The sequence below is a fragment of the Leucothrix pacifica genome (genome assembly GCF_003172875.1).
Lineage (GTDB): Bacteria > Pseudomonadota > Gammaproteobacteria > Thiotrichales > Thiotrichaceae > Leucothrix > Leucothrix pacifica.
The window spans coordinates 1-25,356 of record NZ_QGKM01000038.1 but is presented as its reverse complement, the minus strand read 5'-3'; the positions used below and the strand labels follow the sequence as shown (position 1 = coordinate 25,356).

The 25,356-nt window shown below is 45.7% G+C and carries 24 protein-coding genes; 18 read left to right on the top strand and 6 right to left on the bottom strand.

From position 1 onward, the window contains the following. Positions 1 to 8: 8 nt before the first annotated feature. Positions 9 to 953, bottom strand: coding sequence for a diguanylate cyclase (locus DKW60_RS13275; protein WP_109838143.1), 945 nt, complete (start codon positions 951 to 953; stop codon positions 9 to 11). A 184-nt stretch (positions 954 to 1,137) separates the two neighbouring features. On the opposite strand from DKW60_RS13275, the gene DKW60_RS13270 reads away from it, so the two are divergent. From DKW60_RS13270 to DKW60_RS13245, 6 genes are all read left to right on the top strand, one after another. Beyond that, positions 1,138 to 2,241 (top strand): PQQ-dependent sugar dehydrogenase, encoded by a 1,104-nt coding sequence (locus tag DKW60_RS13270; protein WP_109838163.1) that lies wholly within the window; start codon positions 1,138 to 1,140, stop codon positions 2,239 to 2,241. Positions 2,242 to 2,376: 135 nt separating this feature from the next. Continuing rightward, positions 2,377 to 3,171, top strand: a complete 795-nt coding sequence (gene cysE, locus DKW60_RS13265; RefSeq protein WP_109838142.1) for a serine O-acetyltransferase — start codon at positions 2,377 to 2,379, stop codon at positions 3,169 to 3,171. Between the two features lie 37 nt (positions 3,172 to 3,208). Beyond that, on the top strand, positions 3,209 to 4,546 hold the full coding sequence (locus tag DKW60_RS13260) for an MATE family efflux transporter (RefSeq protein WP_109838141.1): 1,338 nt from the start codon (positions 3,209 to 3,211) through the stop codon (positions 4,544 to 4,546). Positions 4,547 to 4,740: 194 nt separating this feature from the next. Continuing rightward, the gene (locus DKW60_RS13255; RefSeq protein ID WP_109838140.1) at positions 4,741 to 5,397 is read left to right on the top strand and encodes a peroxiredoxin; all 657 of its coding nucleotides are present in this window, start codon (positions 4,741 to 4,743) and stop codon (positions 5,395 to 5,397) included. 258 nt (positions 5,398 to 5,655) lie between these two features. Further along, positions 5,656 to 6,432 carry a DUF1311 domain-containing protein gene (locus DKW60_RS13250; RefSeq protein WP_109838139.1) on the top strand — a complete coding sequence of 259 codons (777 nt, stop codon included), beginning with the start codon at positions 5,656 to 5,658 and terminating at the stop codon, positions 6,430 to 6,432. Then, a complete protein-coding gene (locus tag DKW60_RS13245) occupies positions 6,432 to 7,493 on the top strand; it encodes an AraC family transcriptional regulator (protein WP_109838138.1) in 1,062 nt (353 codons plus the stop codon). Before DKW60_RS13250 ends, DKW60_RS13245 begins: the two co-directional genes overlap by 1 nt. On the opposite strand, the gene DKW60_RS13240 is transcribed toward DKW60_RS13245, so the two are convergent. After that, positions 7,417 to 8,097, bottom strand: a complete 681-nt coding sequence (locus DKW60_RS13240) for a TetR/AcrR family transcriptional regulator (RefSeq protein WP_109838137.1) — start codon at positions 8,095 to 8,097, stop codon at positions 7,417 to 7,419. The two genes, DKW60_RS13245 and DKW60_RS13240, sit on opposite strands and share 77 nt — an antisense overlap. 105 nt (positions 8,098 to 8,202) lie before the next feature. On the opposite strand from DKW60_RS13240, the gene DKW60_RS13235 reads away from it, so the two are divergent. The 8 genes from DKW60_RS13235 to DKW60_RS13200 all read left to right on the top strand — a co-directional run bounded on the left by DKW60_RS13235 (position 8,203) and on the right by DKW60_RS13200 (position 18,129). Continuing rightward, entirely contained in the window at positions 8,203 to 9,042 is an 840-nt protein-coding gene (locus DKW60_RS13235) for a crotonase/enoyl-CoA hydratase family protein (RefSeq protein ID WP_109838136.1), read from the top strand. Between the two features lie 15 nt (positions 9,043 to 9,057). Then, a complete protein-coding gene (locus DKW60_RS13230; RefSeq protein WP_109838135.1) occupies positions 9,058 to 11,094 on the top strand; it encodes an NADPH-dependent 2,4-dienoyl-CoA reductase in 2,037 nt (678 codons plus the stop codon). 127 nt (positions 11,095 to 11,221) lie between these two features. After that, the gene (locus tag DKW60_RS13225; RefSeq protein WP_109838134.1) at positions 11,222 to 13,021 is read left to right on the top strand and encodes an acyl-CoA dehydrogenase C-terminal domain-containing protein; all 1,800 of its coding nucleotides are present in this window, start codon (positions 11,222 to 11,224) and stop codon (positions 13,019 to 13,021) included. 106 nt (positions 13,022 to 13,127) lie between these two features. After that, positions 13,128 to 13,442, top strand: coding sequence for an SCP2 sterol-binding domain-containing protein (locus DKW60_RS13220; protein ID WP_109838133.1), 315 nt, complete (start codon positions 13,128 to 13,130; stop codon positions 13,440 to 13,442). Positions 13,443 to 13,469: 27 nt separating this feature from the next. Further along, positions 13,470 to 15,626 (top strand): fatty acid oxidation complex subunit alpha FadB, encoded by a 2,157-nt coding sequence (gene fadB, locus DKW60_RS13215; RefSeq protein WP_109838132.1) that lies wholly within the window; start codon positions 13,470 to 13,472, stop codon positions 15,624 to 15,626. 12 nt (positions 15,627 to 15,638) lie between these two features. Continuing rightward, the gene (gene fadA / locus DKW60_RS13210; RefSeq protein WP_109838131.1) at positions 15,639 to 16,817 is read left to right on the top strand and encodes an acetyl-CoA C-acyltransferase FadA; all 1,179 of its coding nucleotides are present in this window, start codon (positions 15,639 to 15,641) and stop codon (positions 16,815 to 16,817) included. 142 nt (positions 16,818 to 16,959) lie between these two features. Next, entirely contained in the window at positions 16,960 to 17,526 is a 567-nt protein-coding gene (locus DKW60_RS13205; RefSeq protein WP_181389695.1) for a chalcone isomerase family protein, read from the top strand. A gap of 27 nt (positions 17,527 to 17,553) precedes the next feature. Further along, positions 17,554 to 18,129: a DUF2889 domain-containing protein gene (locus DKW60_RS13200; protein WP_109838129.1), complete on the top strand. Its 576-nt coding sequence runs from the start codon at positions 17,554 to 17,556 to the stop codon at positions 18,127 to 18,129. Positions 18,130 to 18,197: 68 nt separating this feature from the next. On the opposite strand, the gene can is transcribed toward DKW60_RS13200, so the two are convergent. The 3 genes from can to DKW60_RS13185 form a co-directional block, all read right to left on the bottom strand. Then, positions 18,198 to 18,839 carry a carbonate dehydratase gene (can, locus tag DKW60_RS13195; RefSeq protein ID WP_109838128.1) on the bottom strand — a complete coding sequence of 214 codons (642 nt, stop codon included), beginning with the start codon at positions 18,837 to 18,839 and terminating at the stop codon, positions 18,198 to 18,200. A 94-nt stretch (positions 18,840 to 18,933) separates the two neighbouring features. After that, positions 18,934 to 19,839: a TIGR01777 family oxidoreductase gene (locus DKW60_RS13190; protein WP_109838127.1), complete on the bottom strand. Its 906-nt coding sequence runs from the start codon at positions 19,837 to 19,839 to the stop codon at positions 18,934 to 18,936. Between the two features lie 101 nt (positions 19,840 to 19,940). Continuing rightward, the gene (locus DKW60_RS13185) at positions 19,941 to 20,948 is read right to left on the bottom strand and encodes a zinc-binding alcohol dehydrogenase family protein (RefSeq protein ID WP_245929709.1); all 1,008 of its coding nucleotides are present in this window, start codon (positions 20,946 to 20,948) and stop codon (positions 19,941 to 19,943) included. A gap of 88 nt (positions 20,949 to 21,036) precedes the next feature. Here DKW60_RS13185 and DKW60_RS13180 point away from each other — a divergent pair, with 88 nt between their 5' ends. The 3 genes from DKW60_RS13180 to DKW60_RS13170 all read left to right on the top strand — a co-directional run bounded on the left by DKW60_RS13180 (position 21,037) and on the right by DKW60_RS13170 (position 23,686). Continuing rightward, positions 21,037 to 21,411, top strand: coding sequence for a YchJ family protein (locus DKW60_RS13180; RefSeq protein WP_109838125.1), 375 nt, complete (start codon positions 21,037 to 21,039; stop codon positions 21,409 to 21,411). 266 nt (positions 21,412 to 21,677) lie between these two features. Further along, positions 21,678 to 23,384 carry a biosynthetic-type acetolactate synthase large subunit gene (gene ilvB, locus DKW60_RS13175; RefSeq protein ID WP_109838124.1) on the top strand — a complete coding sequence of 569 codons (1,707 nt, stop codon included), beginning with the start codon at positions 21,678 to 21,680 and terminating at the stop codon, positions 23,382 to 23,384. After that, complete coding sequence (locus tag DKW60_RS13170) at positions 23,384 to 23,686, top strand: ACT domain-containing protein (RefSeq protein WP_109838123.1); 303 nt, start codon at positions 23,384 to 23,386, stop codon at positions 23,684 to 23,686. Before ilvB ends, DKW60_RS13170 begins: the two co-directional genes overlap by 1 nt. 120 nt (positions 23,687 to 23,806) lie before the next feature. Here the strand turns inward: DKW60_RS13170 and leuE are convergent, their stop codons facing one another. After that, a complete protein-coding gene (gene leuE / locus DKW60_RS13165; protein ID WP_109838122.1) occupies positions 23,807 to 24,475 on the bottom strand; it encodes a leucine efflux protein LeuE in 669 nt (222 codons plus the stop codon). Positions 24,476 to 24,707: 232 nt separating this feature from the next. Between leuE and DKW60_RS13160 the strand changes: the two genes are divergently transcribed. Continuing rightward, positions 24,708 to 25,313 (top strand): M90 family metallopeptidase, encoded by a 606-nt coding sequence (locus tag DKW60_RS13160; protein ID WP_109838121.1) that lies wholly within the window; start codon positions 24,708 to 24,710, stop codon positions 25,311 to 25,313. The last annotated feature ends 43 nt before the right edge of the window (positions 25,314 to 25,356 follow it).

The window sequence follows — 25,356 nt, the reverse complement described above, 5'->3', positions numbered from 1 at the left end:
GTTAAAACTCAGGCCTGTGGCTTGAAGTGGGTTACCTTGTTACGTCCGGTACTTTTGGAGCGGTATAAAGCCTGGTCAGCCTCACTCAGAATGCGAGTATACATCTCTGTGACGTTTTCATCCCTGTCACGCTTATGCTCTACAGTGGTTACTCCCACACTAATAGTTACTTTACGCTCCAGCCAAGGATACTTTTCAATAGCATTGCGTAAGACTTCAGCGCACAAGGTTGCACCGTTGTAATTGGTATTCGGAAGTATCACTGTAAATTCTTCACCACCAAAACGGGCAACAAAGTCATTCTTACGGCTATTTTCCTTGAGAATAGAAGCAACTATTTTTAATGCAGTATCACCTTCAACATGACCAAAAGTGTCGTTATACGCCTTGAAATAATCAACATCGAGAATCAGCAGAGACAACGTTTCATTGGCTCTTCGGGAGAACAGCAGGGTCTCCTCAAGATGTTCCTGAAAAGCACGACGGTTGTATAAACCTGTTAAACCATCAGTGGTTGCGTAGGTGACTAATTTTTTATTGGCGCGCTCTAATTCTTCATTTTGAAACGCTAACGTTTTTTCGAGATCAAGAATACGCTTGGCTGAGCGAAGACGAACTTCAAGCTCTTCACTATTGATGGGCTTGGTAGCAAAGTCATCTGCACCAGCTGCGATTCCACTGATCAGATTGGTTTTGCCGGACATTCCTGTCAATAAAATGATGTAGGTGTATTTTGAAAACGGTTCATTGCGGATTCGCTGACATAAACCCAAACCATCCAGGTTTGGCATAACCCAGTCACTGATAACGATCTGGAATTCATCGTTAGAGCAGAGTAATTTCCAAGCTTCCTCCCCATCTTCAGCCGTAGTGACGTTATGCCCCAATTTTTTCAGTACTGATTTAATGATGAGACGTGTATCTGGTGCGTCGTCGACGACGAGAATATCCATATTGTTATCGTTTTAGTAGTTGGCCTAGCAAGCTAGTCATGACTTGCGCGTTTTAAGTTCAATTATAATAATACTTATGTCTTAATGAGTCGAGCCTGAGCATTATCAGGAACTATCAAACACTCTGCCGATCAAAAGGTAAACTCAACTTATGAATGATAAACCATCAAACAAGGAAGTGAAAATGTCAAAAACGATAATCTGCTTATTTTATTCCGTGCTACTACTGTGTTGTGCTCCACTTAATGCTGCAGAGACGTTTAAGACTGAGTCAGTGACTAAGCTCGCTGGCGTGCCTTGGGGGCTAGCACAATTAGACGCTAACACGTTGATCTATACATTAAGACAAGGTGAGGCTGGTGTGATAGATCTGAAATCTGGAATAGCGGAATCCATTAGTGGTTTACCAGACATTGAAGCAGTAGGTCAGGGTGGCCTTATGGATGTCGCCACTGCGCCGGGTTATCAATCTGGTGGCTGGATCTACTTTACTTACAGTAAATTGGTCAACAGAAAAAACGCAACGACACTGGCACGTGCTGTGCTCAATGGACGTAAGCTTGAGCGTTGGGAAGACTTGCTAGTCAGTCATTCAGGAACCTCGGAAGCTGTTCACTTTGGTAGCCGAATCACGTTCGATGATGATGGTCATGTTTATTTTGGTGTTGGAGATCGCGGTATCAGAGACAGTGCGCAAAATACTCTGAATCATGCCGGTACTATCATGCGTTTAAACCTTGATGGCTCTGTACCCAAAGATAATCCTTTTGTGAATAACAATAACTATTTACCGGAGATCTACAGTTATGGTCACCGCAACCCACAGGGCTTACACTTTGACAGTAAAACAAACAGGCTATGGGAGGTAGAGCACGGACCTCGTGGCGGTGATGAAATCAATCTGATTGGTGCCAGGAAAAACTATGGCTGGCCTGTTATTTCTTTTGGTAAAGAGTACTGGGGACCGATTTCTGTTGGTGAAGGTACTAAGAAAGCGGGTATGGAGCAACCAGTAAAAGTTTATATTCCGTCCATTGCTCCGGGGAGTTTAGTGGTCTACAACGGTAATGCTTTTCCGGGGTGGCAAGGAGACATCCTGGTCAGCGCGCTTAAACTGAGGCATATCAACCGTGTAGAAATCGACGAATCCGGTAAAGCGGTTGCAGAAACACGCTTACTCGAGTCGCTTGGAGAGCGGATTCGTGCACTGTTGATTGGTAAGGAGGGCTATATCTATTTCAGCACTGACAGTGGCAAGGTTATGCGACTGGTGCCTGATAACTCATGAGGTAAAGGGCTATACCAACTAATCACCTGCGTGGCTGATTCAAATAATTCATTTTCTGCCTAAGGAATTGCCTTGTTTGTGCTTCTAGTCGGGTATACTGCCTCACCTTACGAAACACAAGAGAGAGTGTAAGCAATGAGTTCACGCAGCGTGTGGGAAACCTTAAAAGAAGAAGCGGATGCGGTGGTCAAATCTGAGCCGCTATTAGCAAGTTATGTCTATGCATGTGTGCTGAATCACAAAAGTTTTGAGTCATGCCTGAGTTTCATTCTATCGAATAAAATCGCTGATAATGTCATGCCCTCCATGGCGGTTCGTGAGCTGTTTTTGTCTGCATACCGAAGCTGCCCGGACATAATCAACTATGGCAAACATGACTTGAGAGCCGTGTTTGATCGTGATCCCGCGATCTTCTCCATGTTGACTGTCTTGCTTAATCTGAAAGGCTATCAGGCTATTCAGTCACATCGCCTTGCGCACTGCTTGTGGAATGATAACCGGAAAGAGCTGGCCATGTTTATTCAAAGTCGCAACTCTGAAGTCTTCGGAGTCGATATTCACCCTGCCAGTGAAATCGGTAAAGGGGTGATGTTTGATCATGCGACCGGAATTGTAGTTGGTGAAACAGCAGTTATTGAAGATAACGTTTCCATTATGCAGCAAGTCACGCTGGGTGGAACCGGAAACGAGACCGGGGACCGTCATCCAAAAGTCCGCTCTGGTGTGCTGATAGGCACTGGCGCCACCATACTCGGCAATATTGAAATTGGTTTGGGCGCAAAAGTAGGTGCTGGAAGTGTTGTATTAAACGATGTACCACCTCACACAACTGTCGTTGGTGTTCCCGCCACAGTCGTCGGAAAACCTGATTGTGATAACCCTGCTCAGTCAATGAAACAAAATATTTATTTTGATTGTCCGGACGCGTAATCACGCACCTAATCACTATACAAAGTAAGCATGCCTTATGAGCGCTGAAAAATTTCCTGCCACGTCACGTGAATGGCATTGGCGTGTATTGATGTTGGCGTGGCCCATCATCCTGTCGAATCTGTCAGTGCCTCTGGTAGGTATTGTCGATACCGCTGTGGTAGGGCAATTGGAAGATGCTAAATACATGGGGGCTGTTGCCATTGGGGCCACCATCTTTAGCAGTGTGTTTTGGGTGTTTGGCTTTCTGCGCATGGGCACAACCGGCTTCGTGTCTCAGGCATCCGGTGCAAATGATTCACGTGAAGTAAGTTTTAGTTTGTTACGCGCCCTGAGCATTGCAGTCGTGCTCGGATTACTGTTAATACTCCTTCAAACGCCTGTTGGCTGGCTTTCTCTGTCGCTGATGGGAGCTGGGGAAACATTAAACCCTTTAGTTGAGGAGTATTTCTCGATACGCGTGATGAGTGCGCCAGCAGTATTTATCAACTACTGCTTGCTGGGAGCCTTAATAGGTTTACAGAGAATGCGTCTGGCACTGGTATTACAGTTAGTGTTGAATGGCAGTAATCTATTACTCGATATTTTCTTCGTATTGTATCTCGGCTGGGATTCTGACGGAGTCGCTATGGCTTCTGTGATCAGTGAATGTCTGGCCGCTGGCATTGGCTTATGGGCATTACGGGGCTACTTAAAGTCCGAATTGCTGCGCGAGCAACATCTACTCAAAAAGTTATACACACCGGAATCTGTACGTGCACTGTTTGAAGTTAATGGCAATTTATTCCTACGAACTTTATTTCTGACCAGTGCATTCTTTTTCTTTACATCCCAAGGCGCACAGTTTGGTGTAGTAACTTTAGCAGCCAATGCAATCTTAATTAATCTCCTGCAAATGCTGGCCTACGGACTCGATGGATTTGCGCATGCTGCAGAAGCACTGGCAGGTGGCGCTTACGGCGCTAAAAACAAAACCGCGTTTCAGCAAGCAGTCAGGTCCAGTAGTCTCTGGGCGCTTGTGATGTCTGTTGTCATTGCTGTGTTGTATTTCCTATTTGGAGATTGGATCATCAGCACCATGACGGTAAATCCGGAGGTGATTGCAGTGGCAAACGATTATATGCCTTGGTTAATTGCCAGTCCGGTCATCTCTGTTTGGTGTTACCAACTTGATGGCATCTTTATTGGGGCGACTAAAACAGCGGTGATGCGTAATACGGTATTGGTGTCTCTGGTGGTGTATGTGGTCTTGGCTTATCTGCTTATACCCGTGATGGGAAATCAGGGCTTGTGGTTGAGTCTCATGGTGTTTATGGCTTTACGGGGATTTACCTTAGCACTAGCGTATCCACGCTTATTAACATCATTTGGTTGAGACTGACGCAAGCGCATAAACGTCACCGTTCAAAGAGTAAGTATGTATATTTAATTTCTAAAAAAATGATGTATGAAATACTATATATCTCAAAAATAGATAAAAATGTGATTTTTGATCATAGCTAACAGGCTTTTCATAGCGCCATTTCCTCGTAGAATAGCCGTCAACAAAATACAACTTAAGGAAATACTATGTCACTTCGTATTAACGATATCGCTCCGGATTTTACCGCTCAAACGACTGAAGGCGCGATTAACTTTCATGAGTGGATTGGTGATAGCTATGCAATCTTGTTTTCTCATCCAAAAGATTTCACGCCGGTTTGTACAACAGAACTAGGCTATGCCGCTAAATTAGCACCAGACTTTGCTGCTCGTAACACTAAGATCATCGGTCTGAGTATTGACCCGGTCGATAACCATGCAGCATGGGCGGATGACATTTTTGAGACTCAGGGCTCTGAAGTTAACTTTCCAATGATTGCCGACACCGACCTAAACGTTGCTAAACTTTACAACATGCTACCTGCTGATGAGGAGAGTTCAGAATCTCGCACTGCTGCAACAAATGCGACCGTGCGTACTGTGTTTATCATTGGTCCGGACAAGAAAGTAAAACTAAGCATGACTTACCCAATGAGTGCTGGTCGTAACTTCGATGAAATCCTGCGCGTGCTGGATGCAATACAGGTAGGTGAAGGTAATGGCGTTGCAACACCGGTTAACTGGAAAAAGGGTGATGATGTTATTATTCCTCCTACGGTTTCTGATGAGTCTGCAACTAAGCTATTCCCACAAGGTTTTACAACTATCAAGCCTTACTTACGTTACGTAAAGCTGCCTGCGTAATAATTTATCAGTGGTTCTTTGGAGACACGACTAAATGCGTGTTGAAAAATGAGGTTCCGCTAATCAATAATATACGTAAGACAAAAGGTACTGTTGATGCTTATCACAGTGCCTTTTTTTATGGAATTTCTATGGGAGAATAGCGTCTATAGAATTTATGCTGGTGTGACTATTGATTTTCCTGCTGCAAAGTAACTACAAAAAACAGTAGGATAGTCGGTACCATTCTGTTCTTACTATTTTTCAAGAGTCTTCATTATGAGTCGATTGCTTACAGTCAGTTTCACTTCCTTGTTATTACTTTTACTCAGTTCTGTCACTACTCATGCGGCGACTGAGATGGAAGGGTTCAATACCAGAATGCGTGCTATGGAGATTACTATTGCTCAAAGGGCAGGTAACAGACCCTCACAAATAGCTGCTTATAATGCATTAGAGCGCGCTTTAAATCAGGAAATGGATCGTGCCTATGATCGGGTAATGACCAGAGCAAAACCATCACAACGTGCAATAATTACAGAGTCACAGCATTTATGGTCACGTAGTCGTGACTTGGAGTATCGCTGGATGGATCAGGCCTACGGGCCGGTAGAACCCAATAGTGTGGAGCATCTGAGAGTACTGGAATTGCGTAACCTGATGATGAATGCTCGCGTAATGCAGCTATACAGTTATTTGGATACCTTACCAAAAGAAGGTCAATCCGCAGTTAAGACAGCTGGTACTATTCATGACGCCGGCGTTGTGGATAATAACCAGCTCAGAGTCGCTACCATCCGTGGTTTTTCACTGGGTGATGGTGCTTGTTTTCTGGACTTAGTCGATGAAAAACGTAAGAGCTTTACCGAAGTGGCCAACACTGCATTTTGCCAGCGAGAAAGAGAGTTACTGGATAAGAAAGTTAGTCTGAGCTACAACTTAGGCGTGATATCTGGTGCTGCCTGTTCCGTTGAAAGTGTTGATTGTGATGAAAACAATATGCTTATTTTGGTTAAAGATGCCAAAGTTATTCGCCCAACAAGAATTAATCGCTAATGAAGTCAATCACCGTTCCTGCCAGTTATGTCCGACACCTGCTATCACAGGTGCGCGATCAGGGTTATGACCAAAATGAGTTAATGGCTTATGTAGGAATCAATGCGCTGGATCTGGAGCATGAAAAACCAATATCAGCTGAATTGTTCAGTGCGCTGTATCAGCGCGTTATGTATATAGCGCAGGATGAGTTCTTTGGAATGATTAGTGTCGGAAAGGTGCCAAATGGTACCTTCCGCATGATGTGTTTGGCTATTATCCATAGCCGCACGCTTGGAGAGGCGATTAATCGCGCCAGTGACTTTCATGAGATTTGTCGTGGCGCTCGTATCAAGCCCGATATTATTAGTCGTGGTCGTTACGCCAAGGTGTCGTTTGCTGCCTTAAATAGTATGGACAGTAAAGTTACTGAAGACTTTCTTAACAATCAATCACCGGCAGAAATTATTACCTCTCTGTCAATGTGGCATCACTTTATTAGCTGGTTAATTGGTGAGCGAGTTGTGCTTAAAGCGGCTTACTTTAAGTTTCCCGAGTCAGAGGCTTTGGCGAATAGTCGTGCTCGTTTTCGCTCTGAAGTGAAGTTCTCACAGCACGATAATGTGATTGTATTTCCGGCTCGCTATCTTGATTACCCGGTCGTACAAAATGAAAAAACACTTCGGGCTTTTCTGAAGACAGCTCCGTATCAGTTACTCGTGATGGTGGGTAGTGAAGACAGTAGTTTGCGTGAGCAGGTGATTTCACTGATTGGTCGGGATTTTAGTATTGCGCCACCGAGTGCTGAGCAAATGGCTAAGACATTGAACATGTCGGTCTCAACCTTGCGTCGTCGCTTGCTGGAAGAAGATACGACCTATCAAAAGATTAAAGATGAATGCCGTCGCCAGTCAGCAATCGATTACATGAACTCACCACAGCTATCGATTACAGATGTTGCCGGTTTAATGGGATTTGATGAGCCATCAGCATTTTTCCGATCCTTTAAGCGCTGGACGGGGATGACGCCTGGTCAATACCGCCAGAGCAAGACGTATTCTGAGAGCCTGCAGCGCCATTAAGCATAAACAAGCGCGCTGCCGTAAGACCCATTTCTAAAACATCATTCTGATTAATATAGACGCCGTCATTGGCCAAACGGCACAACCCGTGCAAGGTGCCCCATGTAACCTGTGCTAAACGAATGGCGGTTTCATCTGCTGATAAGAAGCCTTGTTGTTGTAGGCTCTCGATTCGGTTTAGCCACTGTTTAAAGCTATCGTAAGCTGCTTTTTGCAATGACTCTGAAGCTTGCTTTTGCTTCCAGATACTTCCGCCGTACATTAGATCATAGTGAGCGGGGTGTTCACTGGCAAAACGTATATAGCTCTGGACGAATTCTGCGAATTGTTCAGAAACATCCTTCGTGCAGTCATCACTCACCGAGTTAATAATTGTTGCCTGAAGCCTGAATCCCTCCTCAGCAATCGCACACAACAGGGCATTCTTGTCCTTGAAGTGGTGATAAGGCGCAGTACGCGACACGCCAACCACATCCGCCAGCTTTCTCATCGACAGGGCGTCTACACCGTTTTCCTGGATCAAAAGGCTCGCCGCTTGTGTCAGTGACCCATGCAGGTCACCGTGGTGGTAATTCGCTTTATTTTTGCTATCAGTTTTACTCATGTTGTTACCCTATCAATCTAACTTGACACCGTCAAGATAAGCAGATACTTTGACCCTATTACATATGATGCCGCATATATCGGCGAGTTTTGGAGGAAATAACGAATGTATCAATGTTTTGATATTGAAGTCAGTGACCATATTGCGCATCTGCAATTCAAACGTCCTGAAAAGCTAAACAGCATGAACAAGGCGTTCTGGACTGAGTTTCCTCAGGCATTACATAGTATTGATCAATCCGCTGAAGCGCGTGTGCTGGTTATCTCCTCAACCGGTAAACACTTCTGCGCTGGTATGGATCTTCAGGTATTCCAGAGCCCCGACCCCAAAATGTTTGGTGGCGAGCAAGGCCGACGTGGTGAGTATGTCAGGCGCTTGGTGCTACAGTTACAGGAATGTTTCAACACACTGGAAAATATACGTATCCCGGTGTTAAGTGCGGTACAGGGTGGCTGTATCGGTGGCGCGGTTGACTTGGTGTGTGCGACAGACAGCCGTTACTGCACAAAAGATGCTTTTTTTACGGTCAAAGAGACGGCTTTAGGAATGACAGCTGATTTAGGCACGTTACAGCGCTTGCCTGCATTAATGCCACCAGGACTGGCAAGAGAGCTCGCGTTCACAGCCAGAAAATTTAAAGCAGACGAAGCATTTAATGCTGGATTCGTCAATCAGGTCTTTGACAATACCGATCAGATGCTAGAAGCAGTGATGGGTATCGCCAAGCAAATTGCAGCGCATTCTCCGCTAGCGGTCGCTGGCACCAAACACATGATTAATTATGCAAGAGATCACAGCGTCGCTGACAGTTTGCAATACATGGCAACCTGGCAGTCCGGCATGTTTCACGCCAATGATCTTATGCTCAGCATGGCTGCACAGGCTCAGAAGCAAGCCGGAGAGTTTGAGCCGCTTCATCCCGTACAAGCACCATTTGAAAAATAATTCCCAGAGTAAACTATGACAAATTCACAATATCCTCAGTTATTACAGCCTTTAGATCTTGGCTTTACCACTCTGAAAAACCGCGTTCTGATGGGTTCAATGCATCTTGGTCTTGAAGAGCAGAAAGGTGGTTTTGAAAGAATGGCAGCGTTTTACGCTGAGCGTGCGCGTGGCGGGGTAGCACTGATCGTCACAGGTGGGATCGGCCCCAATAAAGTGGGCGCGGTTCATTCGCATGCTGCAACGTTAGAAGATGAGGCGCATGTGCCTCAGCACAAAATGGTGACCGATGCAGTACACGATGCAGGCGGTAAGATCTGTATGCAAATATTGCACACTGGTCGCTACGCTTATAACGATAAATTAATTGCGCCATCCGCTATTCAGGCACCGATCAATATGTTCACACCTCATGAAGTCAGTGATGAGGAGATCCAGCAACAAATCACCGATTTTGTGAATTGCGCGGCGCTGGCCCAGCAAGCTGGCTATGATGGCGTCGAGATCATGGCGTCAGAAGGGTATTTTCTAAATCAGTTCATTGTTAAGCATACTAATCATCGCGACGATGAGTGGGGTGGAGACTATGATAACCGTATTCGTTTGCCTATCGAGATTGTTGAGCGTGTCCGTGAGAAAGTAGGCAGTGACTTCATCATCATTTTCCGTTTATCCATGCTGGATTTAATCAAAGACGGAAGTACGACGGAAGAGATTATCAAACTTGGGCAAGAGGTAGAAAAAGCTGGTGCAACCTTGATCAATACCGGAATTGGTTGGCATGAGGCACGTATACCGACTATTGCAACTAAAGTTCCTCGAGCTGCTTTTACCTGGGTTACCGCCCGCGTACGAGAATCGCTGTCGATTCCCGTTATTACGTCTAACCGCATTAATAGCCCTGACGTGGCTGAAGCTGTATTACAGCGAGGCGATGCTGACATGGTGTCAATGGCACGTCCATTCCTCGCTGATGCTGATTTTGTGGTGAAAGCAGCTGAGGGCCGAGCAGATGAAATCAATACTTGTATTGCTTGTAATCAGGCCTGTCTGGATCATGTGTTTGCAGGCAAGCTTACCAGCTGTTTAGTTAATCCACGTGCATGCCATGAGACAGAACTTAACTATATCCCAACGACCAATAAGAAGCGGATTGCGGTAGTAGGTGCCGGACCGGCAGGTTTAGCATTCTCAAGTGTGGCAGCAGAGCGTGGTCACAGTGTAACGTTGTTCGATGCGGCCTCTGAGATCGGTGGCCAGTTTAATTTGGCAAAGCAGATACCGGGTAAAGAAGAATTCAATGAAACCATTCGCTATTTTAAGAAACAACTCGAGCTGCATCAGGTTGAGCTGAAACTGAATCAGACGGTTGATGCCAAGAGTCTGGCAGATGCTGGCTTTGATGAGGTCGTAGTGGCGACAGGTATTACGCCACGAGAGCTCGACTTACCGGGTATCGATAGCGATAAAGTACTTTCGTATATTGATGTGCTAAAAGGGGCTGAGGTCGGTCAACGTGTCGCGATCATTGGCGCCGGCGGTATTGGTTTTGATGTTGCGGAGTATCTGACGCATGAGGGTGATCACAGCAGCCTGAACATATCTGAGTTTATGGCGAAGTGGGGCGTTGACATGACAGGAAACGCTCGTGGTGGTGTAGATGGTGTTAAGCCGACTGAATCACCATCGGATCGTGAGGTTTACTTGTTACAACGTAAAAAGTCCAAAGTTGGTAAGAATTTAGGTAAGACAACAGGCTGGATTCATCGTACTGGATTACTGAAAAAAGGTGTCAAAATGATAGCCGCCTGTGATTACCAATCGATTAATGACGAAGGTCTGGCGATGACAGTTGCTGGTGAGGAAACACAGCTCGTGGTCGATAATGTCATTGTTTGTGCGGGTCAATTACCCCAACGAAATCTTGCCGATCAGTTGACTAATGATTATCCAGATATTCCGGTTCATGTCATCGGTGGCGCGGATGTGGCTGCCGAATTAGACGCCAAAAGAGCGATTAATCAAGCGTGCCGTTTAGCAGCGGAATGCTGATAGTATAAAGCTGTCAGGTTAATATCCGACTGATTAAGTTTGTTATTAACATTGACAGCTTTTGTTATTGGACAAAGCCAGCAAATGATTGATGATTCCATAATGATAAAAACACAGGTGAACAGAAATGCCAGAATATAAAGCTCCCCAACGCGAAATGAAATTTGTGCTTAATGAAGTATTCGACGTTGAGCAGCATTATCAGCAACTACCGGGTTTCGAAGAAGCCACTGCTGATGTGGTTGAGGCAATCATTGATGAAGGTGCGAAGTTTTCAGAGCGTGTGATTGGACCACTTAACCAAAGTGGTGACCAGCAGGGCTGTCACTTTGAAAATGGTGTGGTTACCACACCAGACGGTTTTAAGGCTGCTTACGAACAATATGTAGAGGCAGGCTGGCCTTCATTGCCACATAAGCCAGAATGGGGCGGACAAGGCCTTCCGGAATCTCTGGGTATCGTCATCAACGAAATGATTGGTACGGCTAACTGGTCATGGAGTATGTATCCCGGTCTAAGTCATGGTGCAATGGCGACTATCGAAGAGCATGGTACGGATGAGCAAAAACAGACTTATTTGACCAAGTTAATCAGTGGCGAGTGGACGGGCACAATGTGTCTGACTGAGTCTCACTGTGGTACAGATTTGGGTATGTTACGCACTCGCGCAGAAGCGAATGATGACGGCAGCTATAGTCTGACAGGCACTAAGATCTTTATCTCTGCAGGTGAGCACGATATGGCGGGCAATATTGTCCACATCGTTCTGGCGCGTCTACCTGATGCACCTGAGGGGACTAAAGGGATTTCATTATTCATCGTCCCTAAATTCTTGCCAGATGCAGACGGAAATGTTGCCGAGCGAAATGGTGTGGCCTGCGGTTCGATCGAGCACAAGATGGGTATTCACGGTAACGCGACATGCGTGATCAATTTTGATGGCGCTAAAGGTTTCCTGATTGGCCCGCCAAATCGTGGTCTGAACTGCATGTTCACATTCATGAATGTAGCGCGCATCGGTACTGCGATTCAGGGCTTGGCTCATGCAGAGCTTGGCTTCCAGGGCTCTTTGGCCTACGCGAAAGATCGTCTGCAGATGCGTTCATTAAGCGGTGATAAAAACCCTGAGGGTCCGGCTGATCCGATTATCGTTCATCCGGAAGTTCGTAAAATGCTACTGACACAAAAAGCAATCGCTGAAGGTGGTCGTGCTTTGTGTTACTACACGGCGATGTTGGTTGACAGTGCTTCTCACGCAACTAATGAAGACGAGCGTAAAGATGCGGATACCTTATTGGCATTATTGACGCCTATCGCTAAAGCCTTCTTAACAGAGCTTGGGTTTGAAGCGGCTAATCACGGGCTACAGGTGTTTGGTGGTCATGGTTACATCGCTGAGTGGGGCATGGAGCAGAATGTTCGCGACAGCCGTATTTCTATGTTGTATGAAGGAACCACACAGATTCAGGCACTGGACTTGTTAGGTCGTAAAGTACTAATGACTCAAGGTGAATCGCTACGTAAATTCACTAAGATCATTCATAAATTCTGCAAGGAAGAGTCTGGTAATAAAGCACTGAAACCTTTCCTCAAGCCACTGGCTGAAATGAATAAGGAATGGGGTAACCTGACGATGAAGATCGGCATGAAGGCGATGAAAAACCGCGATGAGGTTGGTGCGGCGTCGGTTGATTATCTAATGTACTCAGGTTACGTGACGTTAGCTTACTTGTGGGCACGTATGGCTAAGACGGCTCAGGAAAAGCTCGACAACGGAACCGACGAAGCTGATTTCTACAAGGCTAAACTAAGTACTGCACGATTCTACTATGAGCGTATGCTACCTAGAACACGCACATTGGTTGAAACCATGAGTTCAGGCGCAGATAACCTGATGGAACTGGATGCTGAACTGTTTAGCTTCTAAGTTTTAGCAAACGAATAGGGTGATGTGGTTGTAGGATACGACAGATCTGGAGCCACATCAGGCCCTGAAATGAACAGATAAACAAAATTAAATCGAGGAGTTTGTCATGAGTGAAGTAAAAGAAGTATTCAAGCAAATGGAAGAACGCTTTGATGCAGATGCAGCATCGGGTGTTGATGAGATCTTTCAATTCGATATCGATGATGAGTATTGGCATGCGATTGTCAGTGATGGCAAGTGTGAAATCGTTGAAAGCGAGCATGATGATCCAAGTGTGACCTTATCAATGGATGCAGAAACACTTCAGGAAGTGATGTCTGGCGAAACAGATGGGATGCAGGCATTCATGGCAGGTCGCATCAAAGCCACTGGCAATATGATGTTGGCTACACAGCTGACAAATTTATTCCCTGTTGCTTAATCCTCAATAGAATCACGGAGAAATATCATGTTAATGGAAGGAAACTCCATTCGTGTTGAGAATCTCGGATCAGGCATGTATGAGCTTGTATTCGATCAGAAAGACAGCGATATCAACACACTCAGCCAGGCTGCATTAGATGACCTTCGCCAAGCGGTTGATGCGATTAAAGGCCAGTCTGACTTACGCGGTCTGCTACTTAGTAGTGCTAAGAAAGAATTCATCGTCGGTGCTGACATCACTGAGTTCTCAAAGATGTTTGATGCTGAGCAAGCGTTCATCACTGACTACTTGGCGAAGATAAACACATTGTTTAATGAAATCGAAGATATGCCATGTCCAACGGTTGTGGCGATTAATGGTATTTGCTTCGGTGGTGGTTTTGAGCTGGCGTTAACGGCTGACTATCGCGTGATGGCACAGGGTGCCAAAGTGGCATTGCCAGAAGTTAAACTGGGCATCTATCCGGGCTGGGGTGGAACGGTTAGATTGCCTCGTTTGATTGGTATTGATAATGCCAATGAGTGGATCTGCGGCGGCACTGAAAATAAAGCGGATGCGGCTTTAAAAGTCGGCGCTGTGGATGCTGCTGTTGCACCTGATGATTTACGCGACTCAGCTCTTCGCTTGCTCAATGATTGCGCTGATGGCGTATTTGATTACCAAGCACGTCGTACAGAAAAACAAACTCCTGTCCTGTTGAATAACATGGAACAGATGATGGCGTTTGAAAGTGCACGGGGTGTCATCGGTGCTAAAGCTGGTCCTCACTACCCATCACCGATGTTGGTACTGAAGACCATCGAAAAGACCTGCACTATGACGCGTGACAAAGCACTGCTTATTGAAGCGAAAGGCTTTGCCAAGCTAGCAACTAACAGTGTTACCGCATCATTGGTTGGACTGTTCCTGAAAGATCAACATGTAAAGCGTGTTGCTAAAAAGTACACGGCAGAAGCAGAGCCTGTAAAGCAAGCAGCTGTATTAGGTGCTGGTATCATGGGTGGAGGTATTGCCTATCAGTCCGCGTCACGTGGTACGCCAATTCTGATGAAAGACATCAACGAACCAGCACTTCAGCTTGGTTTGGATGAGGCGACTAAACTACTGGGTGGTCAGCTTAAGCGTGGTCGTATTGATGCAGCTAAGATGGCAAAAGTCATTACGCAGATCACACCGACACTGAGCTATGGTGATTTCGATCGTGCAGACATCGTTGTTGAAGCAGTCGTGGAAAACGTCAATGTTAAGAAATCAGTCCTGGCTGATGTTGAGAAAAATATCTCAGCAGACTCCGTATTGGCATCTAACACGTCAACCATCTCAATTACTGAACTGGCGACTGCACTGGAACGTCCGGAGCAATTCTGCGGAATGCACTTCTTTAACCCTGTGCACAGAATGCCATTGGTAGAAGTGATTCGTGGTGAGAAGACGTCTGAAGCAACTATCGCTCGCACAGTTGCTTATGCTCAGGCGATGGGTAAAACACCGGTAGTGGTGAATGACTGTCCTGGTTTCTTGGTTAACCGTGTACTGTTCCCTTACTTTGGCGGTTTCTCAGGTTTGCTTGAGTCAGGTGCTGATTTTGTGAAAGTTGACAAAGTCATGGAGCGTTTTGGCTGGCCGATGGGGCCTGCATATCTGCTGGATGTAGTTGGTATTGATACGGCTTATCATGCTGATGCGGTGATGGCAGAGGGCTTCCCTGATCGCATGTCTCATGATAACGAAAATGCCATTGACCGCATGTTCAAACTTGAACGTTTTGGCCAGAAAAACGCGAAAGGTTTCTATCGCTATGAGAACGATAAGCGTGGAAAACCAAAGAAACTAGCCGATGAAGCAGTTCCTGAATTACTGAGCGATGTATTGGGTGACGCTAGAGAATTCACCAATGAGGAAATCATTGAGCGCATGATGATTCCATTATGTATCGAAACCGCACGCTGTGTGGAAGAGGGCATTGTAGCTTCTCCGGCTGAAGCAGATATCGGCCTGATTTATGGTATTGGTTTCCCACCGTTCCTGGGTGGTGCGATGAACTACATGGATCAAATGGGTATGCAGACGTTCTGTGATATGGCTGACAAGTACACAGACTTAGGTCCGATGTATGTACCAACCGAGACAATGCGCGAAATGGCTGCTAATGGTGGCAAATACTTTCCGGTAGCAGGCTAAGAGGATTTTACGATGAGTTTAAATGCAAATGATGTAGTCATCGTCGATGCCGTACGCACGCCGATGGGTAAATCAAAAGGTGGTGCGTTCCGTAATGTGCGTGCTGAAAAGTTATCGGCTGAGGTGATTCGTGCTCTGCTTTCACGCAATGAAGCGCTGAAGTCTAAAGATGTTGAGGATGTGATTTGGGGTTGCGTGAATCAAACCAAAGAACAAGGCTTTAATATCGCCCGTAATGCCTTGCTGTTAGCGGGTATGCCACACTCAGTGTCTGGTCAGTCTGTGAACCGTTTATGTGGTTCATCGATGTCTGCGCTGCACACCGCAGCGGCCTCGATCACAGCCGGTTTAGGAGATGTGTACATTGTCGGTGGTGTTGAGCACATGGGCCACATCTCGATTATGCACGGTGTTGATGTGAACGCTGAGATGTCAAAATACGCGGCGAAGGCCAGTATGATGATGGGTGTTACAGCGGAGATGCTGGGTAAGATCAACGGCATTTCACGTGAGCAACAAGATGCCTTTGGTGCGCGCTCTCACCAGCGTGCTGCTAAAGCGGCTATTGATGGTCTTTGGGATAATGAAATTATTCCGATTGAAGGTCACGCGGCTGATGGATCTAAGATTATGGTCACTGCGGATGAAGTAATCCGTCCTGAGACTACGGTTGAGACATTGTCTACACTACCGCCGTCATTCGTGCCTAAAGTGGGTACCGTGACGGCAGGTACATCATCCAGTTTCTCTGATGGCGCATCGGGTATGTTGGTGATGTCTGCGGCTAAAGCTAAAGAACTTGATCTGACGCCTCGTGCCAAGATTGTAAGCATGGCAGTAGCCGGTTGTGATCCTGCTATCATGGGCTTCGGTCCAGTCCCTGCGACTCAAAAAGCACTAAAGCGTGCCGGTCTAACCTCTGACGATATTGATTATTTCGAGTTAAATGAAGCATTCGCTGCACAAGGTTTAGCGGTATTGAAGAACCTGAAGCTAATGGACCGTATGGAAGACAACGTCAATATCAAAGGCGGTGCGATTGCACTAGGACATCCGCTAGGGTGTTCTGGTACCAGAATCTCTACTACGCTACTGAATGTCATGGAACAGCAAGATGCCTCAATGGGCTTGGCAACCATGTGTATCGGTATGGGTATGGGAGTGACGACTGTATTTGAGCGTTTGAACTAAGCTCATATGCAAGTATTGATATTATCAATTATTAGTTTATTAACTAGGTGGTATCAATAAATCACACAAGCGGCTGATTAGTATGCATAGTACTTTTCAGCCGCTAGTTGTGACTGATAATATGAAAAAACAAGGAGAGGAAATGAAAACTATCTATACAATGATGGCTGGTTTAGTGATGGCGTTTGTTGCTACACAGGCTTCTGCTGCAAACATCGCTGGCGTCAACATGCCTGACCAACTTCAATACGGCGGTAAAACCATGGTATTGAATGGCGCAGGTATTCGAAAAAAATTCCTAATGTCGATGTACGTCGGTGGTTTGTATCTCACTGCTAAAAGCAAAGACGGTGATGCCATCATGAAAGCTGATGAGCCTATGAGCATTCGTCTGGCGATCACATCAAGCCTAATCTCACCAGCAAAAATGAAATCGACAACTCTTGGCGGTTTCCAGCGTGCGATGGGTGGTGATACCAGCTCCTTGAAGAAAGAAATCGACCAACTAATGAATTCATTTGATAAGGGTGTCGGCAAAGGCGACGTCTATGAACTGACTAATGTCCCTGGCAGTGGTGTTCATGTATTACGCAATGGAAAGTTAGTTGAAACAATTCGTTCTCAGCAGTTTAAGCAAACACTGTTTGGTATCTGGTTATCAAAAACACCAGTTCATGCGGGTCTGAGAGCACAGTTACTGGGCCTTTAAGCCCACTAGTTATAGGAGTGACGGGTAATGTCATTACCACAGTCAGTGGAACGCGAGCATCTACATAAACGACGGGTCAGTTGCGATGCTTATCGCCGCAATGACGGTTTATGGGATATTGACGGACACATGACCGATGTAAAGCAGTACAAGGTGGAAGCCAATGAGGAAGGGCGCACGGTTGAAGCGGGTGAGCCTTATCATGATATGGCTTTACGCATCACGATTGATAAACAGTTCCTGATTCACGAAGTCCATGCTTCCATGAGTGCTACGCCGTTTGGTATGTGCTCGAGAATTACAGATGCATTCAAATGTCTGGAAGGCACACGACTTGGGCCAGGGTGGCATGCGAAGGCTCGTGCGTTATTGGGTGGTGTGAAAGGCTGTACTCATTTGAATGAGTTACTTAAGCCGATTGCAACAACCGCTGTTCAGGCGATTTGGCCAATGATGGATGAGGAGATGCGCCAGTATAGCGCCGCACTCGCCTTGAATACCTGCCATACCTGGTCGCAGTCAAGTGATGTGGTTCGTGAGTATTTCCCGAAACTGTATAAGTCGGCAGATAGTATCTCGTATGAGAAAGATTTGACGGCGTAACTATCCAACCAAAAAAACGGCCAGAAAGACTCTGGCCGTTTTTTTATGTAGCTAAATTAAAATGGCGATTAGCTGAATATACGCTGCTTAGCATATTGATACTGCGTCTCTACTTCATCTGAGCCTGTAATGCTCATATTCAGATTACGCAAGTGGCCGTCTTTGAGCGAATAAATTAAACCATGAACTTTGATGTCTTGCCCACGAGCCCAAGCGTCTTCCATCGTGGTTGTGCTACAGATGTTCTCAACTTGTTCGATAACATTTAGCTCACAGATTCTGTCCAGTTTCTCGCTCTCATTGTCTATCTGATCAAGTGCTTTACTGTGCTTTGTAATGACATCACGCACATGTAGCAACCAGTTGTCTACCAATCCATGCCTCTCTTTGCCATAAGCCGCTTTAACACCGCCACATGAGTAATGACCACACACAATGACATGGCGTACTTTCAGGACATCTACGGCGAACTGAAGTGCTGTGAGACAGTTCATATCAGAATGCACAACCTGATTCGCCACATTTCGCTGTACAAACACTTCGCCTGGCAGCAGATTCATAATTTCACTGGCCGGAACGCGACTGTCTGAGCAACCGATCCAAAAATAATTAGGATTTTGTTGTTCTTGTAGTTTCTCAAAAAACTGAGGATCTTTTTTAAGAATTTTCTTAGCCCACTGTCTATTGTTCTCAAATATATTTTCCAGCATTTTTGTCTCAATGATTGCAAGTTGTAGGAATAGTCTTATTGGCACTCACTCTAACAGCAATACGATAACAAAAACTCAGATTAACAGTGCTTTTTTAGAGTATTTCTTTTAATGCTGATGGTAAATCGGGGTACCTGAAAGCGTATTGCGTCTGTAGCGCCTTTTGCGGAATCACACGCTGACCAGACAATAATAATTCTTCTCCCATTTTACCCATAAGCAACTTGACGACAAATGAAGGCAGGGGCAAGAAAGCAGGGCGGTTGAGCACTTTACCGAGCGCCTGTGAGAACGCTTTGTTGGTAACAGGCGTCGGTGCGGTACCATTGACAGCACCCTGAATACTCTTATTATCCATAACATGCAGGATAATACCGACAATGTCATCGCGATGTATCCATGACATCCACTGTTGACCGCTGCCCATTGGGCCACCTAAACCAAACTTAAAGGGTGGCAGCATTTTTGATAAAGCCCCTCCATTTTTTCCTAACACAACGCCTGTTCGTAGGTAACTAGTACGAATACCTAAAGCTTCAGCTTGCTGTGCTTCTGATTCCCACTCCTGACAAAGCTGGCTGGAAAAACTGTCATCACCGCCTGCCGTTTCATCCAGCGGTTGATCATCCCGTAAGCCGTAGACACCTATCGCTGAGCCGCTAATGAATGTATCAGGTTTGGTTTCTGCCCGCTTGAAGTAGTCAATCAGTGCGGCAGTCGTTTCGATTCTGCTGTCCCTGATGGTCTGTTTTACTGACTCAGACCAACGCTTATCAGCAATACCAAAACCTGCCAGATTAATTACGCACTCGAAATGATCATTGCTCGTCAATTGCTTGAGATCGGCAATGGCCGTGACCGCGCCGTCGAATAACCCCTCAGTCGTCTTGGGACTACGACTGAGAATCGTTATCTTCATGCCTCGCTGCAGCAGTGCAGGAACAAGAGCCTGACCAATAAAGCCTGACCCACCGGTGAGTAAACAGTTGTTCTGGCTCATACTATTACCTCTGTGTTAGATAAATAACACTCTACCTGTGTATTGATTGCTCTTGAAGTTCTTGCTTCCTGCGAAGGGGTATATCTGCTATCAAGACAAGCCTAAAAGCCTTCCAATACCGTTTTACCGATCGCGCGACCACTTTCTTGCTGAATATGAGCAGTCTTTAAATTCTCCGCATTAATCGTGCCTAAGTTTTGCGTAACAGTGCTGATTAGCTCACCGGTATCAAGCATTTCAGACACACGATTTAACAGTACTCGTTGCTCCTCAATGTCCTCTGTTTCAAACATAGAGCGAGTGAACATAAATTCCCAACTAAATGACAGTGCTTTGCGTTTACCCAGCTTTGTATCCAATACTTCCGGATCATCGATCATTGCGATATGACCACGTGGTTTGATCAGATCAATAACAGATTCAAAATGCTGATCCGAAGCTGTCAGAGAAGCCACATAACGCGGTGTTAGCCCTAAGGCTTTCACTTGCTCAGCCAGAGGCTCGTGATGGTTTATAACATGGTCAGCCCCCATCTTATTCACCCACTCAATGGTATCGTCACGAGAGGCTGTAGCAATGACAGTGAGCTTAGTGAGCTTTTTTGCTAACTGGATAAGGATAGACCCTACACCACCCGCGCCACCAATAATCAGAATGCTATCATTCTCACCATTATCTTCTTTGACAGCTAAAGAGTCGAAGAGTAACTCCCAGGCGGTGATAGATGTAAGTGGCATGCCTGCTGCATCTGCAAAACTCAGTGACGCTGGCTTTTTACCAACGATTCGTTCATCAACCGCATGAAACTCAGAATTCGTACCAGCACGCGTCAGATCACCTGCGTAATAAACCTCATCACCGATGCTATACTGAGTCACTTCACTACCAACCTGAGTCACAACCCCGGCTGCATCATAGCCAATGATTTTAGTACCCGCTTCTGGTCCAACATTCGATCGAATTTTCGTGTCAACGGGATTTACAGAAATCGCCCGAACTTCAACCAATAAGTCACGAGCTCCAATTTCAGGAACTGCCGCTTCAAAATCAATCAGTGCATCCGGGGCATCAATCGCTCCCGCTTGTGTGTATCCAACCGCTTTCATCATGCTTTACCTTTGTAAATAATTAGCTTAGACAGCTTTAATCAAACGCAAATAGGACAGATAATAGTCTCAATTCAAACGAGATAACACTATGAAATGCCCCTGCAGTCCTCAAAAAGACTATGCCGATTGTTGTGAGCCATACCACTTAGGTGCAGCGGCACCGTCAGCAGAGATATTAATGCGATCACGCTATAGTGCCTATGTGTTAAATAAGACAAATTATCTCTATAAAAGCTGGAGCCAATCAACACGGCCGACTAAGAAGTCACTCAAACAAGATCAGGCTAATCAATGGTTAGGATTGGAAATCATACGGACTGAACAGGGCACGGTGCTGGATAGTCAAGGCGTGGTTGAGTTCAAAGCCAGTTATTTAGGGGACGGAGGTGTTCATAGTCTTCATGAAATCAGCCGCTTTATTCGTGAAAATACCCGATGGGTATATCTCGATGGGGAGTATTGAACACTTTAGGCTTGACCCCTGTCTATTGTTTGAATTATGGTAACGCCACTTTAAGATTTTTTATAAAGCAAATACTAATGAACCAAGCACTGAACACAACTCTCAATTTACCTGAACTACTGCTTGCAGTGGTATTAGTGGTGGGTGTCGTGGTGGTCTACGAGGCCATGCCGTAGCGGTTTGTTAGAGAATCAATTCTAAAAACCCTTCGGCGAAAGTCGAAGGGTTTTTTTTTACCTTCAGCACAGATACACGGGAAGAGAAACATGACCGATTCAGCAAATAACCCCATACCACAGGCGGCTCAGCGCTTAAGTGGTTCCCAGTTGATTATCAAATTATTAGAGCGTCAGGGTGTGACGACCATTTCCGGTGTACCCGGTGGTGCTAACCTGCCAATGTATGATGCGCTTGTCGGTAGCGATATTAAGCATATTCTTGCCAGGCATGAGCAGGGAGCAGGCTTTATCGCTCAGGGTATGGCTCGTGTTACAGGTGAAGCACAGGTTTGTTTTGCAAGCTCTGGTCCGGGGGCGACTAACCTGATTACTGCCGTTGCTGATGCACGTTTAGATTCTGTGCCACTGATTGCCATTACCGGACAAGTTCCGCAACACATGATCGGTACAGATGCCTTTCAGGAGATCGACACCTTTGGTTTGATGTTGCCGATCACGAAACACAACTGGATTGTGCGTTCTGTTGAAGAGCTGTTAGAGGTTATTCCTGAAGCATTCCGTATTGCACTGTCGGGACGTCCTGGTCCGGTGTCTATCGACGTGCCTAAAGATGTTCAGAATCAAATGATTGATGTGACAGAATGGCCAGAGCCAGGTAAGGCAATCGAAACACCTGAGTTTGATGCTGCTGATGTCACTAAGATGATGGAAAGGATCAGAGCGGCACATCGTCCGGTTCTGATGATTGGTGGCGGTATTGTTTACTCAGGCGCAACAGAGTTATTACGTGAGTTTGCCGAGAAATTAGATATCCCAACAGTACAGACCTTTATGGGCTTGGGTGTATTACCACATGAGCATCCGCTATCAATGGGAATGCTTGGTATGCATGGTGCGCGCTACACCAACTACGTACTTGAAGAATGTGACATGTTGATTGGTTTGGGCGTTCGTTTTGATGACCGCGCCACTGGTAAAGTAGAGGCATTCTGCCCGAAAGCTGAAATTATTCACGTTGAAATCGACCACAGTGAAATTGGTAAAGTTAAGAATCCAGTGTTATCTATCCGTGGTGATGTGGGTGAAGTACTTGAAATTGCTAATCGTGATCTTGAGCCAATGCAGCGTCCTTTATGGCAGCAGCGAGTTGCACAGCTTAAAGAAGCAAGTCCGCTTATTTTGGATGGTGATGATGAGTTATTCCGTCCTTATGGTGCGATCAAACATGTAGCGAACATATTGGATGATAGTGCCAATATCAGCACAGACGTTGGTCAGCATCAGATGTGGGTGGCGCAAGCCTATCCTATGAATCGCCCTCGTCAGTGGGTAAGCTCTGGCGGACTTGGGACCATGGGTTTTGGAATGCCAGCAGCGATTGGTGCAGCATTGGCACAGCCTGATCGTAAGAGTGTTTGTTTCTCAGGTGACGGCAGTATCATGATGAATATTCAGGAGTTAGCAACGGCTGCTGAGGAAAATCTTGATGTGAAAATCATCGTATTAAACAACGGCCATCTTGGACTAGTACGCCAACAACAAACCTTGTTCTACGATAAGAACTTAAGCTCAGTAAAATTCAATCAAGGCACTGATTTTGCTGCTTGTGCTGAGTCAATGGGTGTGAAAGGTGTTGATTTGGCGAAAGAGGAAAATCCTCTGGAAGCGCTTAAAACGGCATTGCTTGAGCATGGCCCTTGTATGATTAATTTACCTATTAGTGAAACTGAAATGGTTTACCCAATGGTTGCTCCAGGTGGTGCTAACCGTGACATGATCGGAGGAGAAGCATAATGGAAACACTAGCCCCACAAGCAAAGTCAGTACTGCGACTGACAGTCAATAATCACCCCGGTGTCATGTCTCATGTTTGCGGACTGTTTGCACGTCGTTCGTATAACTTAGAAGGAATTATGGTCAGACCGATTGCAGATACGGATGGTAAAAAAAGTCGCATGTGGCTGCTGTTGAATGAGGAAGAGAAGCTGCAGCAGGTCATTAGCCAAACTGAGAAATTAGTTGATGTGCTGAGTGTTGAAAAGCATGAGTTGGAAGACAGTGTGTTTGAAAAGACTCAGGGATTTTTTAATTCTTAATGCGGTCTTGAACGCATTCTGATTCCGGCTATCAATCTGGAAACTGGTTGTGAGTGAGTATAAAAAACACCTCATAGGCACTTGTTCGTGTCATGAGGTGTTTTTTTTGTATATCACAAGTTATGACAAGGCAGTTGCCGTGGCCAACTTCGCCGCAAAAGCCAAAAAAGCCGCACCTGTCCCACCCGCAGAAACAGCACTAAGCCGGCGTCGCTTACGAAATGCGCTCGCAAGATAATTCCCACCATAAATCAGCATTGCCAGATAGATCACACTAAAAAACTGTAACGTAATGGCGAGTATCAAAAATGGTACGGCAGGTTGTGCATAATCAGGATCTATAAATTGCACAAAAAATGATAAGAAAAACAGTATCGCCTTAGGATTTAGAATACTTACCAACAGTGCCTTCTTAAAAGGAGCCTCTTTGCTCAGTCGCTGGGTATTCACATCCTCTATAACCGCTTCGACACTTTTACTCTTAGGCCAGGTTTTCCAGGCAGACCAAATAAGCTTAGATCCAAGATAGGCCAGATAGGCTGCACCCACATACTGCACCAAACTAAACAAAAAAGGGTAGGTAGACAGCAGGGTAACGGCACCTGCTGCTGTAGCCAGCATTAAGATAGAGTCGCCAAGAAATACACCACAAGCCGCTCGCCAACCATCATTCACACCACGTTGTGCCGACAAGGCCAACACATACAGAGAATTAGGGCCAGGCAGTAGCACAATCAAAATGGTGCCAATCAGATAGGTCATGAAATTAATAACGCCAAATGCTTCCATCGTATTGTTCTCCACCGATGTTAAAAGGCCAAAGACGAACAATCTAATATCGCTCCACTAAATGCAATTGTTGTGTTGATCATTTCCGACGATACAAAGACTAGTGAGTGGCAGTAATGCATAGTGATGAAAACGCTAAAACAAACGGCTCACGACCAGTGACCTTGAATTTTATGATTTCACCAAAATCATCTAAGTTCATGCACAGTACTGTGCGATACGGATAAGAACAATGCCGGATGCTTCACTAATATTATTACTGCTGATTATAGCAGGGGCAATCGCAGCCTTTGTCTGGCCGCGTTATAAACTATCACGCGCAGTGGAAGAGCCATTTCCCGCTGAATGGCGTAAAACACTAATGCATAATTTTCCGGTATATCGTCGTATGCCTACCGACCTGCAGATGCAACTTAAACAACGCATCAAACAGTTCATTCATGAGAAAACGTTTACAGGCTGTGCCGGACTTGAAATAACAGATGAGATCAAAGTGACCGTCGCTGCTTCTGCCTGTCTGCTGTTGCTGAATCGTGACAGTGATGTCTATGCAGGGTTGGATTACATACTGGTGTACCCTAACGCCTTTTTGGTGAATCGTGAAACTTTTGATGAGGCTGGTTTACCGACTAGCAGTAATCGTGGTTTGCTGGGAGAGTCGTGGAGCAACGGTAAAGTGGTGCTGTCTTGGGAAGATGTACTCCGGGGAAATAAGAACTTCAATGATGGTGCCAATGTGGCGATTCATGAGTTTGCGCATCAACTGGATCACGAATCCGGTGCAACTAACGGTGCGCCATTTATGGGAAGTGCAACACGGTCTGAACGTGAGTTATGATTGAAAGTAGTGTCTAAAGAATTTGCTAAAAAGCGGCGTATCT

What these genes read in the sequence shown, in the direction of transcription:
- fadA (WP_109838131.1), top strand. Translation starts at nt 15,639, where the DNA reads ATGAGTTTAAATGCAAATGATGTAGTCATCGTCGATGCCGTACGCACG.
- DKW60_RS13205 (WP_181389695.1), top strand. Translation starts at nt 16,960, where the DNA reads ATGAAAACTATCTATACAATGATGGCTGGTTTAGTGATGGCGTTTGTT.
- DKW60_RS13170 (WP_109838123.1), top strand. Translation starts at nt 23,384, where the DNA reads ATGGAAACACTAGCCCCACAAGCAAAGTCAGTACTGCGACTGACAGTC.
- DKW60_RS13260 (WP_109838141.1), top strand. Translation starts at nt 3,209, where the DNA reads ATGAGCGCTGAAAAATTTCCTGCCACGTCACGTGAATGGCATTGGCGT.
- cysE (WP_109838142.1), top strand. Translation starts at nt 2,377, where the DNA reads ATGAGTTCACGCAGCGTGTGGGAAACCTTAAAAGAAGAAGCGGATGCG.
- ilvB (WP_109838124.1), top strand. Translation starts at nt 21,678, where the DNA reads ATGACCGATTCAGCAAATAACCCCATACCACAGGCGGCTCAGCGCTTA.
- DKW60_RS13250 (WP_109838139.1), top strand. Translation starts at nt 5,656, where the DNA reads ATGAGTCGATTGCTTACAGTCAGTTTCACTTCCTTGTTATTACTTTTA.
- DKW60_RS13185 (WP_245929709.1), bottom strand. Translation starts at nt 20,948, where the DNA reads ATGATGAAAGCGGTTGGATACACACAAGCGGGAGCGATTGATGCCCCG.
- DKW60_RS13220 (WP_109838133.1), top strand. Translation starts at nt 13,128, where the DNA reads ATGAGTGAAGTAAAAGAAGTATTCAAGCAAATGGAAGAACGCTTTGAT.
- DKW60_RS13240 (WP_109838137.1), bottom strand. Translation starts at nt 8,097, where the DNA reads ATGAGTAAAACTGATAGCAAAAATAAAGCGAATTACCACCACGGTGAC.
- leuE (WP_109838122.1), bottom strand. Translation starts at nt 24,475, where the DNA reads ATGGAAGCATTTGGCGTTATTAATTTCATGACCTATCTGATTGGCACC.
- DKW60_RS13180 (WP_109838125.1), top strand. Translation starts at nt 21,037, where the DNA reads ATGAAATGCCCCTGCAGTCCTCAAAAAGACTATGCCGATTGTTGTGAG.
- can (WP_109838128.1), bottom strand. Translation starts at nt 18,839, where the DNA reads ATGCTGGAAAATATATTTGAGAACAATAGACAGTGGGCTAAGAAAATT.
- DKW60_RS13275 (WP_109838143.1), bottom strand. Translation starts at nt 953, where the DNA reads ATGGATATTCTCGTCGTCGACGACGCACCAGATACACGTCTCATCATT.
- DKW60_RS13245 (WP_109838138.1), top strand. Translation starts at nt 6,432, where the DNA reads ATGAAGTCAATCACCGTTCCTGCCAGTTATGTCCGACACCTGCTATCA.
- DKW60_RS13225 (WP_109838134.1), top strand. Translation starts at nt 11,222, where the DNA reads ATGCCAGAATATAAAGCTCCCCAACGCGAAATGAAATTTGTGCTTAAT.
- DKW60_RS13270 (WP_109838163.1), top strand. Translation starts at nt 1,138, where the DNA reads ATGTCAAAAACGATAATCTGCTTATTTTATTCCGTGCTACTACTGTGT.
- DKW60_RS13160 (WP_109838121.1), top strand. Translation starts at nt 24,708, where the DNA reads ATGCCGGATGCTTCACTAATATTATTACTGCTGATTATAGCAGGGGCA.
- DKW60_RS13235 (WP_109838136.1), top strand. Translation starts at nt 8,203, where the DNA reads ATGTATCAATGTTTTGATATTGAAGTCAGTGACCATATTGCGCATCTG.
- DKW60_RS13255 (WP_109838140.1), top strand. Translation starts at nt 4,741, where the DNA reads ATGTCACTTCGTATTAACGATATCGCTCCGGATTTTACCGCTCAAACG.
- fadB (WP_109838132.1), top strand. Translation starts at nt 13,470, where the DNA reads ATGTTAATGGAAGGAAACTCCATTCGTGTTGAGAATCTCGGATCAGGC.
- DKW60_RS13200 (WP_109838129.1), top strand. Translation starts at nt 17,554, where the DNA reads ATGTCATTACCACAGTCAGTGGAACGCGAGCATCTACATAAACGACGG.
- DKW60_RS13230 (WP_109838135.1), top strand. Translation starts at nt 9,058, where the DNA reads ATGACAAATTCACAATATCCTCAGTTATTACAGCCTTTAGATCTTGGC.
- DKW60_RS13190 (WP_109838127.1), bottom strand. Translation starts at nt 19,839, where the DNA reads ATGAGCCAGAACAACTGTTTACTCACCGGTGGGTCAGGCTTTATTGGT.